17 protein-coding genes, 2 tRNA genes and 2 rRNA genes are annotated in these 19,055 nt (G+C 43.5%); 12 read left to right on the top strand and 9 right to left on the bottom strand.

Going from position 1 to position 19,055, the window contains the following annotated elements:
- The 4 genes from BUA75_RS07865 to BUA75_RS07850 all read left to right on the top strand — a co-directional run.
- Positions 1–169: ribosomal RNA gene (locus BUA75_RS07865) — 23S ribosomal RNA — on the top strand; the annotation flags it as partial.
- Between the two features lie 42 nt (positions 170–211).
- Positions 212–328: ribosomal RNA gene (gene rrf, locus BUA75_RS07860) — 5S ribosomal RNA — on the top strand.
- A 187-nt stretch (positions 329–515) separates the two neighbouring features.
- Positions 516–592 (top strand) — tRNA-Ile (locus BUA75_RS07855).
- Between the two features lie 202 nt (positions 593–794).
- Positions 795–1,442, top strand: coding sequence for a hypothetical protein (locus BUA75_RS07850; protein ID WP_072874048.1), 648 nt, complete (start codon positions 795–797; stop codon positions 1,440–1,442).
- A 52-nt stretch (positions 1,443–1,494) separates the two neighbouring features.
- Here the strand turns inward: BUA75_RS07850 and BUA75_RS07845 are convergent, their stop codons facing one another.
- Positions 1,495–1,680 carry a hypothetical protein gene (locus BUA75_RS07845; RefSeq protein ID WP_072874047.1) on the bottom strand — a complete coding sequence of 62 codons (186 nt, stop codon included), beginning with the start codon at positions 1,678–1,680 and terminating at the stop codon, positions 1,495–1,497.
- 159 nt (positions 1,681–1,839) lie between these two features.
- On the opposite strand from BUA75_RS07845, the gene BUA75_RS07840 reads away from it, so the two are divergent.
- Both BUA75_RS07840 and BUA75_RS07835 read left to right on the top strand, forming a co-directional pair.
- Positions 1,840–1,913, top strand: a tRNA-Gly gene (locus tag BUA75_RS07840).
- Positions 1,914–2,021: 108 nt separating this feature from the next.
- Positions 2,022–4,061, top strand: coding sequence for a molybdopterin-containing oxidoreductase family protein (locus tag BUA75_RS07835; RefSeq protein ID WP_370541539.1), 2,040 nt, complete (start codon positions 2,022–2,024; stop codon positions 4,059–4,061).
- Positions 4,062–4,139: 78 nt separating this feature from the next.
- Here the strand turns inward: BUA75_RS07835 and BUA75_RS07830 are convergent, their stop codons facing one another.
- The 4 genes from BUA75_RS07830 to BUA75_RS07815 all read right to left on the bottom strand — a co-directional run bounded on the left by BUA75_RS07830 (position 4,140) and on the right by BUA75_RS07815 (position 9,127).
- Entirely contained in the window at positions 4,140–5,507 is a 1,368-nt protein-coding gene (locus BUA75_RS07830; protein WP_072874046.1) for an MFS transporter, read from the bottom strand.
- 113 nt (positions 5,508–5,620) lie between these two features.
- Complete coding sequence (locus BUA75_RS07825) at positions 5,621–6,412, bottom strand: PIG-L deacetylase family protein (protein ID WP_072874045.1); 792 nt, start codon at positions 6,410–6,412, stop codon at positions 5,621–5,623.
- A gap of 141 nt (positions 6,413–6,553) precedes the next feature.
- A complete protein-coding gene (locus BUA75_RS07820) occupies positions 6,554–7,801 on the bottom strand; it encodes a glycosyltransferase family 2 protein (RefSeq protein WP_072874044.1) in 1,248 nt (415 codons plus the stop codon).
- Between the two features lie 9 nt (positions 7,802–7,810).
- Positions 7,811–9,127, bottom strand: a complete 1,317-nt coding sequence (locus BUA75_RS07815; protein WP_072874043.1) for an O-antigen ligase family protein — start codon at positions 9,125–9,127, stop codon at positions 7,811–7,813.
- Positions 9,128–9,257: 130 nt separating this feature from the next.
- Between BUA75_RS07815 and BUA75_RS07810 the strand changes: the two genes are divergently transcribed.
- The 4 genes from BUA75_RS07810 (at position 9,258) to BUA75_RS07795 (ending at position 12,434) form a co-directional block, all read left to right on the top strand.
- Entirely contained in the window at positions 9,258–9,821 is a 564-nt protein-coding gene (locus tag BUA75_RS07810; RefSeq protein ID WP_072874042.1) for a hypothetical protein, read from the top strand.
- A gap of 16 nt (positions 9,822–9,837) precedes the next feature.
- Complete coding sequence (locus tag BUA75_RS07805) at positions 9,838–10,467, top strand: SpoIID/LytB domain-containing protein (protein WP_072874041.1); 630 nt, start codon at positions 9,838–9,840, stop codon at positions 10,465–10,467.
- 52 nt (positions 10,468–10,519) lie between these two features.
- Positions 10,520–11,077 (top strand): DUF421 domain-containing protein, encoded by a 558-nt coding sequence (locus BUA75_RS07800; RefSeq protein ID WP_072874040.1) that lies wholly within the window; start codon positions 10,520–10,522, stop codon positions 11,075–11,077.
- 187 nt (positions 11,078–11,264) lie between these two features.
- Positions 11,265–12,434: an acyl-CoA dehydrogenase family protein gene (locus tag BUA75_RS07795; RefSeq protein ID WP_072874061.1), complete on the top strand. Its 1,170-nt coding sequence runs from the start codon at positions 11,265–11,267 to the stop codon at positions 12,432–12,434.
- A gap of 32 nt (positions 12,435–12,466) precedes the next feature.
- Here the strand turns inward: BUA75_RS07795 and BUA75_RS07790 are convergent, their stop codons facing one another.
- The 4 genes from BUA75_RS07790 to BUA75_RS07775 form a co-directional block, all read right to left on the bottom strand.
- The gene (locus BUA75_RS07790) at positions 12,467–12,709 is read right to left on the bottom strand and encodes a hypothetical protein (protein ID WP_072874039.1); all 243 of its coding nucleotides are present in this window, start codon (positions 12,707–12,709) and stop codon (positions 12,467–12,469) included.
- A gap of 218 nt (positions 12,710–12,927) precedes the next feature.
- The gene (locus BUA75_RS07785) at positions 12,928–14,526 is read right to left on the bottom strand and encodes an MDR family MFS transporter (protein WP_072874038.1); all 1,599 of its coding nucleotides are present in this window, start codon (positions 14,524–14,526) and stop codon (positions 12,928–12,930) included.
- A 16-nt stretch (positions 14,527–14,542) separates the two neighbouring features.
- Positions 14,543–14,992 carry a MarR family winged helix-turn-helix transcriptional regulator gene (locus BUA75_RS07780; protein ID WP_072874060.1) on the bottom strand — a complete coding sequence of 150 codons (450 nt, stop codon included), beginning with the start codon at positions 14,990–14,992 and terminating at the stop codon, positions 14,543–14,545.
- Positions 14,993–15,221: 229 nt separating this feature from the next.
- The gene (locus BUA75_RS07775; protein WP_083574190.1) at positions 15,222–16,589 is read right to left on the bottom strand and encodes an FAD-binding oxidoreductase; all 1,368 of its coding nucleotides are present in this window, start codon (positions 16,587–16,589) and stop codon (positions 15,222–15,224) included.
- Positions 16,590–16,695: 106 nt separating this feature from the next.
- Between BUA75_RS07775 and BUA75_RS07770 the strand changes: the two genes are divergently transcribed.
- On the top strand, positions 16,696–17,931 hold the full coding sequence (locus BUA75_RS07770) for an MFS transporter (protein ID WP_072874037.1): 1,236 nt from the start codon (positions 16,696–16,698) through the stop codon (positions 17,929–17,931).
- A gap of 198 nt (positions 17,932–18,129) precedes the next feature.
- Positions 18,130–19,044, top strand: a complete 915-nt coding sequence (locus BUA75_RS07765) for an acetamidase/formamidase family protein (RefSeq protein WP_072874036.1) — start codon at positions 18,130–18,132, stop codon at positions 19,042–19,044.
- Positions 19,045–19,055: the final 11 nt, after the last annotated feature.

Below are 19,055 nucleotides of genomic sequence, written 5' to 3'. Positions count from 1 at the left end.
GGAGGGATAAGCGCTGAAAGCATCTAAGCGCGAAGCCTGCCTCAAGATAACGTATCCCATTCCGTCAAGGAAGGAAGACCCCTTATAGACGATAAGGTAGATCGGTCCGGCGTGGAAGCGTCGTGAGGCGTGGAGCGGACGGATACGAATCGGTCGAGGCCTTCACCAAGGAAAATCCCTCTTGCTGAGACAGTTGGAAAGGAAAGAAGAGTCTGGTGACCATAGCGGAGGGGATACACGCGTACCCATCCCGAACACGACCGTGAAGACCTCCAGCGCCGAGCATACTTGGGGTGAAGACCCCTGGGAACCTAGGTCGTTGCCAGGCGACAGGAGTACAGGTGGCTGTTAAGTGTAGAGTTTCCCTCCTTGGGGACTCTGCCTTACAGCCTCTTTTTCTTTGCTTGGATGGTTTCCTGGCATGTAAGTTGATGAGATATCAAAATCTAAGTTTATCAGTAATATATGTTGTCAAAGTTAGTTGTAATGTGTATAATTATATTTGCCGTTTTTGAGGGCCCATAGCTCAGTTGGTTAGAGCGGCCGGCTCATAACCGGTTGGTCCTAGGTTCGAGTCCTAGTGGGCCCACCATAGAATTTTGAAACCCTTGAGAAATCAAGGGTTTTATTCATTGTATGGACGAGTGCTTTATGTTCAATAGAAGGTTTAAGAATAGTTATTTGTGATCACTGACGTAATGAAATTCTGAGCAGAAACGGTATGTCATTTCATACGATGTACGGGTGAAATGATGCGGGTCATGGAGACTCGTCGTTTTTGGGGGGTTACAAGCATGTCATCAGCTGCGGCGAATCGTAAGTTTCATAAACCATTGACACAATGGATTGTAAGAAAAGATTTAGCCATTCCAAAACAGCAGGGGATGAGACAAAAACATCGTACAAAAGGATGGTTGTCATTTCATGTAGCTCAAATGCCAAACCCCTCTGCTCAGTCTGAAATTCAGTTGGATATAGAAGTTCTATTTACTTCACCTATCCGCGGTTTGTCACTTTGGGAAAGTAGCACAGTACCTGAAAGAAAAATAAAAAGATATCGTCAAGTACTCCGTAACCAAATGACAGATACAGTTCAACGAGATCTATCCGAAGAGGTTTATTCTATTTCCACACCTGTTGATGTCTCGGAAATTTTCTTAGATATTTTGCATAATGAAAGCAAACATCATGAGGGTGTTGAATTACAACAGGCGGTAGATATCGATTTTGTTGATCACATAGAACAAAGCTATAGCTTTATAGAAAATCCTCTTTTAAAATCATTTTCGTATGGTGATCGCATTCAACTCATCAATGGTGATGCTGTTATTGGTGAGGGTATTGTGATTCGCGTATTACCAGATGGTGTGTTATGGGCAGATACAAGTGGCTATGTTAGGATACAAAAAATTTCAAGCCATGATTCGATACGTAAACTATAAAATTCCTAGACGCCGAATCTCCACAATGGATTCGGCGTCTAGGATTGTGCTGTTATACTTTTTGGATGGTAATAGCATCGCCAAGATGGGTAAAGTTAATCAGGCCAGTAGAATCTGCCCAGATGAGGAAGCGGTCTTGAAAGGCAATGAAACTGCCAGTGCCATCAATTTGAGTATCACCCGCATACACTTTAATGCGATCTCCCAATGTAAATGCTCGACGCAAATCTTCAATCATGGTTAAGCACCTCCTTCACACTTCTACAGTACGCTGAGGTTTGAATGATCGAGTGGACAGAACGAACAAGTTATTCGCCGTTTTTAAAATCAACAAACTTAAAGCTTGTGTTTTTCTTGGTTCCGAGTTATAATATCATCTGTTGTCAGTTCAATATGTGCGGGTGTAGTTCAATGGTAGAACCTCAGCCTTCCAAGCTGATGGCGCCGGTTCGATTCCGGTCACCCGCTCCAGAAAAGATAAGGCTTCCGAGTTCGCTCGGAAGTTTTTTTATAGACTTTCATCGTCAACTTAGTAGAAAATATGATAAGAGTTGTCAATTGAAAAGAGAGGCAATGATCATGAAACTCGTAAGATCTGTTTGTCCCCTTGATTGTCCGGATACATGCAGCCTGTTGGTTAGTGTGGAGAATGGCAAAATTATAAAAGTCGATGGACATCCCCATCACCCTGTAACCAAGGGTGCCATATGCCAGAAAGTTCGAAAATTCCCAGAACGCATCTATCATCAAGATCGTTTGCTCTATCCAATGAAACGTACAGGACCCAAAGGTACTTTACATTTTGAACGTATCAGTTGGGATGAAGCGTATAAAGAAATAAAGCGCAAATTACAAGATGCTATTGAAACTTATGGCGCTGAATCGATTCTTCCTTATAGTTTTTACGGTAATATGGGTGTCTTGAATGCAGAAGGAATGGATAGGAGGTTTTTTCATCGACTTGGTGCAAGCTTGCTCGAGCAAACCATTTGCAATGCCGCTGGAGCTGCGGGATATGCTTATACCATGGGTGCAAACGCCGGAATTGATCCTGAAGATACCATCTACTCGAAACTGATTGTCATCTGGGGTTGTAACGTGATCAGCACCAATATGCATCAAATGTTGCTCGCGAATGAAGCTCGTAAACGAGGGGCCAAAATTGTTGTCATTGATATTCATAATAACCGTTCAGCCAAGTGGGCTGACTGGTTCATCCAGATACGCCCTGGTACGGATGCCGCTTTAGCCCTGGGTATTATGCATTTACTGATCCGTGAAAACCTTGTTCATGAGGAATTTTTAAACAAGTATACGGAAGGCTACGCTGAGCTGAAAGAACACGTGACAGATTACACTCCCGAGAAGGTTTCGGAAATCACCGGAGTGTCAGTGGAAGATCTTAGTTTACTGGCACATCTGTACGGCACAACTAGTCCATCATTCATTCGAATTGGTAATGGCCTTCAACATCATGAGAATGGCGGAATGATTGTAAGAACTATCGCTTGCCTGCCTGCTCTAACGGGTCAATGGGGGATTCGTGGAGGCGGTGCTATAAAGGGAAATAGCTATTACGCTAAATTAAATACATACGGATTACAGAGACCGGATTTGCTTCCGCAACCTCAGCCACGTTCTATCAACATGAATCAATTAGGAGATGTTTTACTCCATCCATACAAGCCGATCAAAGTTCTGTTTGTTTACAATTCCAATCCAGCTCAGGTTGCACCTGACCAAAACAAGGTGAGGAAAGGGTTGGCGAGGGAAGATCTTTTCACTGTAGTCCACGATCTTTTTCTGACAGATTCGTGTAAATATGCCGATCTCGTTTTACCGGCGACGAGTCATTTTGAGAACTTAGATTTATATAAATCTTATTGGCACTTGTATCTTCAGTTACATGAACCAGTGATTCCTCCTCTTGGTGAATGCAAATCCAACTTTACATTCTTTAAGGAACTGGCTGAAGTAATGGGTTTTACGGAGTCTTGTTTTTATGATACGGAAGAAGACATGATTGAAACGGCTCTGAGAAATGACAATAATCCATATTTACGAAACGTCTCACTCCCATCTTTACGAGAAAAAGGGTGGTTAAAACTAGAAATCCCCATAAATGATGAAATGAAACACAAGGATTTACCGACGCCGACGAAAAATAAAATTGCTCTTTATTCAGAGGCGATGAAGCTGGCAGGGCTTCCTTCTCTTCCTACGCATGTGGAATTGCAGGCAGACATCTCTTATCCGCTATATTTTGTTACTCCTCCAAACCATCACTTTTTAAATTCTACGGGGGCGAACGTTTTATCGTTAAAGAAGGCAGAGCGGCGACCATTGCTACAAATTCACCCCTTAGATGCTGAGATTCGAGGAATAGAACAAGGGCAATTCGTTCAAATTTTTAATGATCGTGGTTCAATTGTGCTTCAAGCTGAAATTACTTCAGATGTACAGCCTGGTCTGGTTGTTTCGCAAGGACTGTGGTGGGATGATGAAGTTCTTGGATACCAGTCTGTCAATGTACTTACATCGCAAAGTATCGCTGATATGGGAGGGGGAGCAACCTTCTTCTCCACACGGGTTGAAGTCATAGGACTTCAAGGTACCTAAACAATAGACCGCCCAAAGATGAGATATCTTTATTAGCGCTCTTCTATCAAAACCGAGATTGTGAAAAGCAGATGACAATCATTGCTTGTGAAGATAAAAAAGTGGGTTAGAATGACCAGATTGTAATGTTGTTGCTTCATCTGACAATTTGGCCAGATTGTGCAAACGTTGATAAGCAAGTAGGAGGATGAGTGAAACGAGCAATGCAACCACAGGCAATCCGCCAATCAGTAGGCGAAATCCCCAAATTGTGCGTACGCTTTGTACGCTTAAATGTGCGTTGTATCCACTGATGGAGAAGAAAATTGCCATGACAGCGTATTGTAACGAGAGACCAAGACGAACAAGGAAACCATTCATGCCAAGATACATGCCTTCTCTTCTGCGTCCGGTTAGTTTGGCATCGTGATCAATAACTTCTGCGAGAAGTATATTTAGCAAAACAAGAAAACCAGAAACAGGAATACCCATCATAAAACCAGTAAGAATGACGCTCCAGACAGCGTGATCGAACACTAGAGCCATAGAAGTGAAAATATAGAGAATACAGGCTAAAAATGCAGCTTTAGCGGTCGTCATTTTGACAGCCAGTCGTGCCCAGAGAAAAGATAGAGGTATGGCGACAATAAAAATACCACCTAGGAATAAAGAGCTTTGTAGACCTGTCATGCTTACCACATATTTTGTGTAAAAAGAAGATACGGATGTGCACAACGTTGTGGAAAATTGAATCAGGAAACTCGCCGATACAAAGAACAAGAATCGACGGTTTCGAAAAGTGGATGCGACAGCTTCTTTCAGATGAAAGGCGGATTCCGTCTGTCCCGAACGTTCAAAGCTTCCATACAAGGATACATAAATGGATACAAAAGCAATTCCAGCAAATAAGGCAGCTACTTTACTCCATCCCAAGCTTTCCCCAAGAGATTTCGATAGTGCGACTCCCAAAATCAGTCCGACAATTGCGAAAACTTGCTGTAAGGCGGAAACAAAGGCGCGACTTTTTTCTTCTTGATACATTTCCGGAAAGAGACTACCAGCGTTAAGAGCAACTAATGTAAAACAAAAATCAAATAGAAATGTTAGCAGAAAAAAGTAAAGTAATAGTCCATCATTGCTGACAGCTGGTGGGGAAAAAAGAAAGTAGAAAGTTAGACAAAACGGTAAACCTGATGCAAGTATATAGGGAATTCTTCTACCCAGTCGAGTATGCGTGCGGTCACTCCAATGCCCAGCTAACACGTTCATAAATGCATTTAAGATGCCATAGACAATCATTCCGTAAGAAATTTCAGTAGCAGAAACTTTTAACACTGTAACGTAAAAAAACACGGCAATCGTGCTAAAAGCGTACCATAGCATATTGATACCAAGTTGATAAGAACTATAGGCTACTTGTTTGCCTAGAGGTATTTGATGGGAATGAGTGAGATTCGCGTTAGCCATGGGCAAGCCCTGCTTTCTGTGCGTGTTGATGTTATGAAAAAGTTCAGAAAATGACTATGACTTTTGTCATTTAAAATGATAGCGCTTTCTTGAAGAGCGAAACTTTATAGAGATTAACTGAATAACGCACTCGGAAAGAAGTGCAGTTGACGGCTGGAGAGTACTTTAAAAGCTTCAGCTAGGCCATTTTTGGGCGAGCCGTGGGTTGAATTTGTGACGAGTTGTTGGTCATGCTTCAACTTTAAAGCGTAAATTTCATTTGCCTCCAGACGCAAATATTCAGAAAGCAACGGCCATTCTTCATTGTCAAACTGACTCTTGTGAGTCAAGAGGGCCGCCAATTTGTTTTCCCAAACATGAGTGATATCAACATATGTATTGGGATAGTTAGTTGCGTAGAACGCGATTTGCTGAACAGCAAATGGCTCTCCTGCTTCTGGTTTATAACAAGGGTTGCTGGAAAAAAGGACGGCTTCAGCAACCGCTTTTCCTGTTTTGATATGGTCAGGATGTGCCTCGTAAGCCATCCACGGATCTACCGTCATTACCATCTGAGGTTGTAGTTTACGGAATATGTCAACCAGTTGAGCGGTTAAATCATCCACTTGGTAAGTTCCAGCATCAGGGAAGTTGAGAAAAATCGATTCAGTCACACCTAATAATTTGGCAGCCTGTAAGCGTTCTTTGCGACGAATATGAGCAAGTTTTGTTCCCGCTACATCAGGATTTGAGGTTCCAGCTGCGCCGTCTGTTACGGTGACAAAGTGAATTTGGCATCCGTTTTGAGCAAGTTGAAATAGCGTTCCCGCAGCTCCTACTTCATTATCGTCAGGATGTGGTTCTACACAAACAAGGCTACGAATTTCCAATAAGTCAGGTAAATTCATTATAGAACGTATATTCACTCATTCACGCTCCCTATTTCGATAAGGTGAATGTTCTATTCGTCATGGCAGGCACTTTTCCTTGTGGGTTGTTGCTTGGTTTTATTGCGATGATGGATGGGATTTTCTGCAGATTAAAAAACCCAGTTGTTAGGCTGGGTTTTACTGTGTGTTAATCTCATCTAGGCGAATAGAGCGTTTGTGGATGGTATGATACCATTTTCGGTTGTTGCGTGTCAGATAGGCATGCAGCGTTACGGGTCCCCAGGTCCAGAGAAACAGAGGCACAATGGCTAACGCAAAATAAGAGCGCCAATTTTTCCTTTCCATAAATAAAGTGAGAGGTATTTGCAAGAAAAGAATGGCACTCACCACAATTAAGATATCTGAAACTGTGTTGTTGGAAATTTGGTCAACCACTCTCGTAGGTACAAGAAATTTAAGAACAAACATGAAAAGAGATGTAGCAAAAATGATGAGCGCTCGCATGGGTTGAAATAAATATAGCCCTGTATCAAATTTAATCAAGTTTCTTTCACGAATTCCTTCTTTAAGCATCTTCATCATGTACTGTTTCGCACACTGAAAATGACCTTGCTGCCATCGCAGACGTTGCCTAAATGAAGCAATAAAATCTGTAGGTTTTTCGTCGTAGACAATAGCATCATGTGCCCATATGGGTAAGACACCATGCTCTACGCAACGTACTCCAAATTCCAAATCTTCTGTAAGACCAGTAGCATTCCAGCCAATACTTTGTAACAAAGAGTAATCAATACATAGCCCAGTTCCACCTAAAGCACAGGCCAAACCAAGATTTTGTCTGGCATTTTGCCACATACGGTTATCGTACCAATATGAGACGGCAAGAGAAACTGAAACCCACGTATCAAACGGGTTTTTGACGCCGAGATAACCTTGAATGGCTTTATGCCCACGGCAAAGTTTGTCATTCATGATGTTTAGAAAATTCTTGTCTACTAAATTATCAGCGTCAAACATGACCACAGCATCATAAGGCTGGCCTGATAATTCTAATTGCTCCAGCATCCATTCAATCGCGTAGCCTTTTCCCTGATGAGTGTTGTCTGTTCTTTGATGAACAATCGCACCATGACGTTTACCGACATCAGCCGTATGATCAGTACAATTGTCGGCAATCAGATGTATGGAATAAAGATGATCTGGATAATTTTGTCTTTTGATGCTCTCTATGAGTGGACCTACAACTCGTTCCTCGTTATGCGCTGGAATAATTACAGCGAATTTTTTTTGCGGAGGAAGGAGTTCTGTCATCCGACGGTGTCGAAAACCGAATAGGGAGATTGCTAATTGGTAAAGAGCAATCACTCCAGTGATAACTTGCAAAAAGATATAAAGAATACCCAGCAGGGCGTAGAGCACGGACATGAGGAAACCTCAACTTTCTTTTGGTATCTTATCTTCCTGATTACGAAGATCTGTTTTTTGTGAATCAAGCGTTCTTCCCCATAATATCAGCAATCCGGAGATAAGAAAGTAGACAGTCTCCGTAGGGGCATATTCAAATAGATTTTCAAAAAAAGCATGCACAAGCAGAGCTACTAATCCAGCTAAACCTCCAAGTGCAAGGTATTTTTGCCTGCCTTGCGCTTTCCTAACCACAGTTTGAATGACTTCACGGATAATCGCAATATGCATCGCGCTAAAAAGTAATAAACCTACGAGACCTGTTTCTCCTAAAATTTTAGCATAATAGTTATCGGAATAAATGGAATAACCGTATGCCGATGCAATAGCGCCCCCATATTGTCCAAGTCCTACGCCAAAAAGGGGATTTCTTGACATGCGATTAAACGCAGTTTCCCAGCGCATAATTCGTCCTCCCTTGGCAGACTGAATCCAGTAGGTTGGACTCAATAAATCAGCCAGACGATGATGAATTGGAGGCAGGAAAAATAGGATTGCGCATAGGATGATAAGGAGGACAAGCAGCCGTCTGTCGTAAAAGAGACTAATCAACAAAAGACCTAGTGCTAAACCTAGCCATGCACCGCGATCGTACGTAAAAAGCAGTGTGGCTAGACAACAGAATTCACCAATCATATAGAGGATGCGTCTGCGGCGATTTTTATCCAGGCAAAACAGCCCTGCAATCACAGGTATCATAAGTTCCATGTTGGCAGCTAATTCTGCTGGAGAACCGTAGACAGAGAAGACACGTGTCCGCACATGTTCACCCACATCTACCCAACCGCTGGGAATAGGAACCTTGGTGATATATTGAAAGACCCCATCGAAACCTAGCAGAATGGAAACTACAACGCTTGTAAATATCATTTTAGGAATATCTTTCTCTTGTATGACGAAGGGCAGAAGCAGAGCAAAAAGTAAATATTCAATATTCATGCTCAGACCATCAAAAGCGACGTGTGGCAGACCCAGTTGTGAGAAAAAGAGAGCCACGCAGTAAAGGATAAACAAGCCTCCAAATTTTGACCAGGCAAAAGCCGAGAGTTTAGGAGACCGCTTATATTGATATAAACCAACTAAAGCCATGAGGCAAAGTAAAATGGTTGACCAACTATTCGCATAAGCCCTAAGAAATGAAATACTGATGGCACGATTGACAATCGGAAAAGCTGCGTATGCGTAAACGCTCCACTTGCCAAGCAGTGCTGCAGAGCGATCTAATTTCAAAAACAACGGCTGTGCAGAGTTTGCTTGTGACGACAATGGGTTCACTCCTGCATTCACAAAGAAATTCTCCTATAAGTAAACCATTTATCCCAGAGACATGCGAATACGACACATGACAAAAAGCAAAAAGGGAAGGATAAGTCACGAAAAATTCTTTATGTCAGAAATGGAGAGTTGAGGTGGCATCATGTTTGGAAAACAACTTTGTGTCGTAATGGCCACTTTTCTATTCGTCTATGGTCTCGTGTTTGGGTGGTCTGGCAAGCATTTGGCACTTGCCAATACGGTTTCTGTGGCCAATCGGGTGCAAATGGAATTTCGTGTAGCGTCAGGCAAAGATTTTAAGCGAATTGCTGGTGCTCGTATTATATTGGTGCAGTCCAATGGTTCTGTGTTGACCAGTGGTCAAACCAATACTTCCGGAGTCTGGAGGGCCGATGTTCCACTGCAGCAAGATCCACGTTTTGCAGGTGTTGAAAAGCTGGGAATCGTCACGGCTATTGCGGTTGCAAATGGTTTTAATGAAGAAGTCGTATTTGAAGTGCCAGTTAAACAGGATATGGTTCAGCCTATCATTTTAAACCCAATTCGGGGAGGACGGCGCAATGAACCGGTAGCTGTACTTGGCAATTTACATCGTAACGCGTTAGCCAAGCTCGTTTCTCGATATGCAACTCAATTAGGTCTGAAACGTCAAACCATACCGACTGAATTTGATGTGCCACCCTGGAGTCCCAATCAAAAATCTTGAGCAGGGGGGATGAGCTATGAATCGTCATGGGACTCAAATCGCAAAGTGCGGTCTAGCTGTTTTAAGTGTATTTTCCATGGGACTTATGGCACCTGTCCAGCATGTGCAGGCGCAAGTTCAATCGATTTACAATACAGCGTTGCCCTCTGTGATACGTGTAGCAATCCGGCCTTTCAACAATCCGTTTGCACCTATCTTATACGTTCAAACTATTGGTTTTGAAGAATATTGTGAAGATGTGTTGCCGAATGAATGGGTTCCTTCCTGGAATCAACAGGCGCTTGAAGCGGGTGCTGTAGCAATCAAGATGTTTGCTTGGTATTATACCCTCCATCCAACCACAGAAAATGGATGGACTTACGATGTTGATAATACTGTCAATTATCAAAAATTTGTGTATCTCAGTGGTACGCCAGCTACGGATGCTGCAGTTCGCAATACATGGAATGTAGTGTACACGCCCAACAATGGTGAAATTTTACCTCTAGAATACCGTTCAGGATGGCCAGGAAGTGCTAACTGGACCTTTGTGGGTTCTAATGTGATGTCGCAATGGGGCTCAGAATACTGGGGTTCTGTAGCCAATCTGACTTATCCACAGATCCTCAATCTCTATTATCCAGTATATACATTGAAATTTATTTAAAATTTTCCTTTTGGGAGTCAACGAAATAGGTCGAGTATTTTTCCTCTGAAGTATGGCGAAGGCGTTTGGAAGGGAAAAAATGCTGTCACATGTCATTTTTTGGGCTGCTGATGCTGGCATTACATTTGGCTTTTTATTGATTCTTGTGCGTTGGATTGGCGAAACGCAAATCAGCCAAGTAACCTATTTTAATTGGGTAGCAGGCGCCTGTATGGGGAATGTTGGAGCTAATATGCTCACATCTCAGTCCATTCTAGATGTCATTAAATATGCTACTATTCTTTTTTTCTTCTCTTTCGCTACAGTTATTGCCGCTTGGCTTTCCTTGAAAAGCAAGAAGTTTCGCGATGTGGCGAGTGGCGTACCGGTTGTTCTGTTAAAAGACGGTGAAATGATTGATGCACATTTAAAACAATGCAAAATCAATCATGACTTACTCATTCAACTGTTGCGTGAACAGGGATATTTCAATTATCGCGACATCAAATGGGCTATTTTGGAACCTACAGGTACGCTCAGCGTTCTTCCCAAAGAGGAGGGGCATATCACTTCGGAAAAAGGTCAGAATCCGTCCAGCCAAGAACGGCGGACAAACCAACATATCAAATAGATGTTAGAGAGTCCCGAGAGCCCCGTACTTTGGGGCTCTGTTCTTGTCAGCGGTTTTGAAAAAATTTGCTTGCGAGTCAAAGAAAAGATAGGTATGCTGAATTTGTTCTCAAACAAACGGTCGTTTGTTCTCTGCTGAGTAGAGCCATGGATAGTCTTGATTACTTAAATTAGGAGGTTTGCCTGTGCTGAATTTTGAATTGACTGCTGAACAAAAAGAAATGCAGAAAGTAGCACGAGATTTTGCTCAAGAACAGATTCGTCCTGTTGCAGCACATTATGATGAAACGGAAGAATTCCCCTGGGATGTTGTAAGGGCCGCCCATAAAATAGGTTTAACGACTTATCAATATCCGGAAGAGTATGGCGGCGGAGGCATTACAGACGCCATTACCCATTTGCTGATTGCCGAAGAATTGGCTTGGGGCTGTGCAGGAATTCAGACTTGTATCACAGGCAGTGGTTTGGCAGGAACAGGTATTCTTGCAACCGGTACCGAAGAGCAAAAAAGAAAATATATTGGGATGCTTTGCGATCCTAAAGAATTGCGTTTAGGAGCCATGGGTCTGACTGAGCCAGATGCCGGATCGGACGTATCATCCATGCGCACAACAGCCGTGCGTGATGGCGATAGTTGGGTATTAAATGGTACCAAGCAGTTTATTACACATGGTGGTATTGCGGATATTCATGTCATCTTTGCTCAAACTCAACCAGGTAGTGGGTGGAAAGGTATAGAATGTTTCGTGGTGGAAAAAGGTACGCCAGGTCTCTCGATGGGGCGCAAGGAGAAAAAATTGGGGGTTAGGGCATCCCACACTGCGCAGGTAGTGTTGGAAGATTGTCGTATTCCGCTAGAAAATCGTCTTTCGGGCTTGGATGGTAACGCTAAAGGTATTTCTGGCGGTTTAGGTTGCCTGATGATGTTGGATAGAACCCGTCCAGCTGTAGGGGCGGCTGCGCTCGGTGTGGCAAGAGCAGCTTATGAATACGCGTTGGAGTACGCCAAAACTCGTCAGGCGTTTGGCAAAAAAATCATCGAGAACCAAGGAATCTCTTTTAAATTAGCAGATATGGCTACAGGTATCGATGCTGCCCGCCTATTGATTTGGCGCGCAGGTTGGTTACAAAGCCAAGGCAAATCAGCGAGTTTGGAAGCTAGTATGGCTAAATTGTTTGCGGGCGATCTCGCTATGCGCGTGACGGAGGAAGCTGTGCAAATTCTAGGTGGTAATGGCTACATTCGTGAGTACCCCGTAGAAAAATGGATGAGGGATGCCAAAATATTTAAAATTTGGGAAGGCACAGCCGAAATTCAGCGCCTTGTCATTTCCCGACAGATTGCTGGCCGAAGATAAACCAAGATCATTAAGAGTCATGCTGGAGTTTATCACTTGGCAGACGCTGCTTGCGTAGCTTCCTGCTCTGGAGCGATGATAAAGAATGCCAGTAGAAGGAAAGTGATTCCCCAGGGCAACCATACTTTGAGTGCTTGCATTTGTTCTTGTGGAGTTTTCTTAGCCATGATGTCTATGCCAATGAGCGTATATAAGAGCAGAAATATAAACGCTCCATGTCGTGAGTTGGATTCAGCTTGTGCGAACGCTGTCAAAGACGGAGACTGGCTATGCAAGCAAATCACATCCTTGTCAAGAGATTCTGGTATTGCTTTATCTTATGAGAGTCAGCCGAAAATGAAATAGGCATTGATTCAACTGGGTGAAGCTATGTCATCAGTGTGTCGCTTCAAAGTTGTAAATCCGATGCTTCTCCTATCTATATTGAAAATATTGAAATGCCTCCTAAATCCACGGAATAGCGTGGAAGGAGGCATTTATATGCTACGGATGTTTAGTTTTTCTCTTCGAAGTATTCTTTTGATTTCAATTTCGTTTCCGGCAAGAAGAAGGTTCCAATAAAACAGAGAATGGCAAAAATCAATCCAACAGCAAAGAGGTGTTGAATGCCAAAAGTGAGAGATAATTTGATGGTATGCAGTAATTGGCGATAAAGCGCTTGACCGACTGAACCATAAGGGGCAAATTTTACGGCAATGGCTTTTTGAGCTTGCACAGTCAGCAAGGACTGCGGGTTAATGCTAGACAATTGGCTCGATAAAGAATGTAAGTCGGTTGGCAGGGACTGCTTAAATTTGGCAGAGAATGACTTGTCGAGGATGGAACCGAAAATGGGAGAAGCGATTACTCCACTGAGTGAGCTGACAAATTGTTGAGTTGAGTTGACAGTTCCCATCATGCTGTATGGAAAAGCGTTTTGCACCGCTACATTGAGCAGAGGCATTAAAGAACCAATACCCAGTCCAAGCACAATCATATTGATGACGACGGTTGACCAATGTGTATACAGGTTCATTTGATTGAGCAAAATTGAACCTACTACAATGATAGCTCCACTCACCCAGGCAAGTACACGATAACGTCCAGTGCGTGTCATCACTTGACCAGAAACGATACTACCGACAATGAAACTGAGCATCATAGGTGCCATTACCCAACCGCTGTCCTGAGCGTTTAGACCAACAACGCCTTGGACGTAAACGGGCAAAAACATAAGACTACCAAACATCGCCATTCCCACTAAAACACCAAGAATCAAAGACATACTGAAAATGCGATTTTTAAACAAGGTTGGAGAAAGAAGCGCATCTTCTGCTCGACGTTCCCAAATAAGAAAAATAACCAGAAAAAGAGCGCCGCCAGCAAAGAGGATAATTTCAACAGGTGATGTCCAAGCGTACTTGCTACCTGCCCAGGTAAATCCAAGTAAAATTGGCAAAAGGCCAATGACGAGTAAGACAGATCCGAGCCAGTCCACTTTAACTCGGTGTTCTGCTCGTACTTTGGGTAGTGTGAACAGAACGCCCAGAATGGCAAGCAACGCAAATGGTAGGTTGATGTAAAAGACCCAGCGCCAAGAGAAGGTATCCGTAATCCATCCACCCAAGGATGGCCCAATAATGCTGGATACCCCGAATACAGCCCCCATGACACCCATCCAACGACCACGTTCTTTAGGATCAAAAATATCTCCAACCGTTGCGCGTGGCATACTCATCATAGCGCCAGCGCCAATGCCCTGGAATGCGCGTGCCAAGATGAGTTCCATCATGGTATGGGACTGCCCAGATATGGCAGATCCGATTCCGAATACAGTGAGTCCGAATAAATAAAACGGTTTGCGGCCAAATACGTCCGATAGCTTTCCATAAATAGGAACAGTGATGGAAGAAGCCATCATATAAGCACTGAAAACCCAAGCGTAGAGTGAAAAGCCTTTTAAATCTCCAATGATGGTAGGCATAGCAGTGGAGACGACCGTTTGATCCATGGAAGAAAAAAACATGGTCAGAAGCACAGTCGCCAATGCCCACCATTTACGAGAACCAGTAATGCGGTTGGTCGTTTGCACTGCGGATGAATAGGTTGACAACAGTATCACCTCAAAATTAGGGTTTCGTCGAAAATGAATCCTGAGAAGATAGCTGATGAATTTCCATTTTTGTAGAAATTTCAGCCAGTTCCTCTAAGGCTTGAACAAAAACAACCGGATCGATGACTGTAACTTGACGCAGACAGTGTGCAAACACCTGTTCTCTCAGGCGCACTATTTTCTTCAAAATTTCTTCCCCGTCCGCTGTCAATGCAATATGAACTACGCGTCGATCGGAAGTATCACGGGTTCGTTCCACCCAACGGTGTTTTTCGAGTCGATCAAGCATGACTGTGACGGCACTCGGATTCACTTCCATCTTTTCGGCTAACTGAGAAACCGTGCAGACTTTTTGCTGATGAATGTAGTACAAGACGAACGCCTGCGTACGCGTAAGCCCTAAGTTGGCTCGTTGGACCATATGTTCACCTAGATTTTGCAGAATCATAAACAGTGATCGATCCATGGTTTGCACAAGTGCTTTCCAATCCGTTTCCAGAATAAATCCCCTCACAATTCCTTAGGACAATAAATTATATAGTATAAAATTTTCTATATCATATATTTTAATTATATAACTAAATTTTATCCAGTCAAGAACGGACTTTCTCATTTTTCTTTTAGCGCGATCACGAAAAAAAAATGGAACTCTTAGCTCCATCTAAATGTTGAGGATTCTTAAGTTAATGGGAGTGTCAATCGTCGACTAATTTACCGGGATTGAGGATGTCCAGAGGATCCAGTAAACGTTTTATTTCTCGCATCACTTCTAATGCAGTTCCGTGCTCTGCTTTTTGATAAGCGCGTTTGCCTAAACCGACGCCATGTTCTCCTGTACAAGTACCGCCTACAGACAATGCAAAATCGACCAAATGATGGGAAAGTTCTTGGGCGTGTTGTAAATCTTCTTTATCGTTAGGATTAACCATGAGGCTGACATGGAAATTACCATCTCCGACATGACCTAATATACCGCCGCGTATCTGTAATCGCCGTATCCACTCTTCCGCAAGCGATATGGCTTCAGGCAGTTTAGAAATGGGAACACAGACATCTGTGCTCATGTGTGACAAGCCAGGATAGCTACGCATTAAGGCGTAAGCGGCGTTGTGACGGGCCGTCCAAAGTTTTCGTCGTTCTTCCTCTATCCGTACAGCTGTAAATTTCAGGCAACCTTCTTCAAGGGCTATCGTTTCAGCGAGCTTAACATCCGCTAGGATACTGGAGGATGTTCCAGAAAACTCCAAAAATAGGGTAGGTGTTTCAGTGTACGCAGTGCCAAGTTGTCGATTGATAATTTCAAGATACTGTTGACTTACCAGTTCACAACGCGTCAATAAGACACCCGTACCTATGAGGCTACAGACTGTTTTGACAGCCGACTGAACACTAGAAAATTCCGCTGCTGCTGCCATGTTTTGCTCAGGAATTCCGTAAATTCTGAGCCAAATTTTGCTGAATATCCCAAGTGTACCTTCAGAACCTACAAAAAGTTCGGTCAGGTGATAACCCGAACTCGATTTGGCTGCCAGTGAGTTGGTATGAATGATTTGCCCATTTGCTAGTACCACTTCAAGTGCTTGTACGTTGTTTTTCATGCCGCCGTAACGGACAGTGGTAGTACCACTGGCGTTTGTGGCAGCCATACCACCTATTGTTGCGTCTGCACCGGGATCGACCGGAAAAAAGAGGCCAAACGGACGCAGGTAATCATTGAGGGCTTGGCGGGTGACACCAGGCTCTACGCAAACCAAAAAATCGTCTGGCCGGACTTCTAAGATGCGATTCATACGTGTCAAGTCCAGTGAAATCCCGCCTTTTATAGGTATGACATGTCCTTCCAAACTGGAACCAGCGCCAAATGCCACGATGGGGATGGAGTATTGACGCGCAAATTCCATCGTGTGGCAGATGTCTGAAAGTGATTCAGCAAACACTACTGCGTCTGGCAGATGGGGTGAATGATAAGATTCATCTTGCGCATGCGTACTGCGCACACTTTCGTTGAAGCTGACTTTGTCACGACCTAATTGATTTTGCAGCCATACCCAATCTATATTCATGGTTTCACTCACGCCTTTCTATCGAAAGAACATTCTTTTTTGAATTGACGATATAATTGCAGTGGGAGTCAGAATATTATTTGTATTTTATCGAGAGGTGATGATGATGTCGACTGCTTCGCAAGCAACAGCGCCAGCGGAAAAGCAGGGGCTGGCCATGAAAGCGCTTATTTCCATTGCGCTGGTCTGGGCGTTTGACGCTATGGACTTTTCTATTCTTACTTTCGTTTTAATTGATATTATGAAAGACTATCACGTCCCGCTGACACTTGCTGCAGCGGTTTCTTCCGCAACAACATTTGCTAGGCTTGGCGGGGGATTTTTAGGTGGGCTTTTAGGCGACGCCAGAGGTCGCAAAGTAAGCCTGCTCATCTCCATTGTCTGGTTTAGTGTTTTTGAGTTTCTTACGGGTTTTTCAATTGGCTTTACGCTGCTCTTTATTGTGCGTATTCTTTACGGCCTTGGCATGGGTTCCATGTATGCTAGCGGTACCCCGATGCTCATGGAATTGATGCCTGCCAAGTGGAGAGGATTAGCATCTGGATTAATGCAATCTGGCTTCTCATTTGGCTATATTTTTGCCGCCATTCTATATCGAGTCTGGTATAGCAGTCTTGGTTGGCACAAGTTATTCTTTATTGCCTGTATTCCGGCTTTGCTCGTAGCTCTTTACATATGGCGGGCTTTGCCTGAATCAGCCCGTTGGCAAGAAACGCAGAAAAAAACTGGCAAACGTGTTCCAGTATCAGCTCTCTTTGGCAAGGGGCGTACATGGAACACTTTGCATGCCGCCATCATTGCCATTATCGCTTTTAGTGTGACATATCCAATTAACGTGTTTTATGCCACTTTACTCAAAGAAAAAGGTCATTTTTTACCTGCTGTAATTGCAAATACTATTATTATTCTGAACGTGGCGGGTATTCTTGGCAATTTGATTGGTGGATGGGTATCTGACAAAGTAGGTCGGCGTTGGACACTCGTGGTCTCTGCTCTTGGAACGATTGCCAGTTCATTTGTCTTTTTGCACATCTCCAACCAGGCCGATCGTGATATTTTTACTTTCTTAATAGGATTTTTCTCTATTGGTGGAGTTTGGTCAGTGATTCCTACTTATCTGGCCGAACATTTTCCAACGAGTGTACGTTCAACAGGGCAAGGAACCACCTACCATTTTGGAGCGGCGCTTGGCGGAGCCGTTGTACCTCTGATTGTCTCGGCTGTCGCGCCATCCGTTGGCGGACTGGCGTCATCTATGACCTATTCAGTGGCGATTGCCTCTATCTTGGTATTGATTTTTGCCTTCCTATGGCGTGAATCAAAAGGGGAAATACTCGAATAGAAGAGGGTTCTGATTGCAAACCTGCTCTTCACAAGGAGAAGTGCAGGTTTTTTCTTTCGGCACCATTCAAAACGTTGAAACCTCGTAGTACAATTCATTTAGCCTGAATCCTCTAAATATTTTAAGAGAATATCAGGGGAAGTGCATATCTGTAGAGGCTTGAGAGTATTTTTCGAGAGACAAAGGAGGCTACATTCGGTGTACAGAGTTTCAAAAGAACATGTCATTTATCAAATGTCAGCTAAACATCCCCCAGTCCTTCGCGTACCTGATGGAAGTCGTGTTGTCTTTGAAACCTGTGATTGTTTTGAAGATCAAATTCAAAGCGAAGATATGGACTTTGGGACATTGGACTGGGAACGCATCAACCCAGCAAGCGGTCCAGTTTATGTAGAAGGAGCAGAACCGGGAGATTTGTTGTTGGTGAATATTGAACATATTCATCTTGCCCGTCAGGGTGTGATGACGACAGGTCCTGGACTAGGTGTTTTAGGGGATGAATTGCAGGAAAATGTCATCCGTGTCGTACCGATTGAAAACCAGCGGGTGATATTTTCTGAAGATATTTCCATATCTGTTTCTCCTATGATTGGCGTGATTGGCACAGCTCCTCCCGAAGATCAATCGATTGCATGTGGTACGCCTGGTTTTCACGGTGGCAATATGGATTGCAAACGCATAACGAGAGGGGCCACACTTGTATTGCCGGTCAATGTACCAGGAGCGTTGCTTGCCATGGGAGACTTGCATGCATGTATGGGTGATGGAGAGGTAGCAGTTTGTGGTGTGGAAATTGCTGGGGAAGTAACGGTTAGTCTGCATATCCTGAAAAATCGTTCCTGGCCAGCGCCCATGCTTTTTCATGAGGACAGTGTGATGACGATTGCTTCGGCACTTACATTAGATGAAGCGGCAATTATGGCAACCAAGCAAATGGTTGACTGGTTACAACAGGAATGTGGTTTATCAAGGAGTGAATCTATTTTCCTGCTTTCCGCCGGATCGGACGTAAGAATATGTCAGATTGTCGATCCGTTGAAAACCGTACGAGTTGAACTGCCCAAAAAACACTTGGCAGCTTATTCTCCATTCATACCGAAGTTTTCAGCATAGGAGATGTTTAA

This window comes from Alicyclobacillus tolerans, assembly GCF_900142255.1.
GTDB classification, from domain to species: Bacteria; Bacillota; Bacilli; order Alicyclobacillales; family Alicyclobacillaceae; genus Alicyclobacillus_I; species Alicyclobacillus_I tolerans.
The sequence above is the reverse complement of the archived record's forward strand: the minus strand, read 5'-3'. Positions and strand labels throughout refer to the sequence as shown.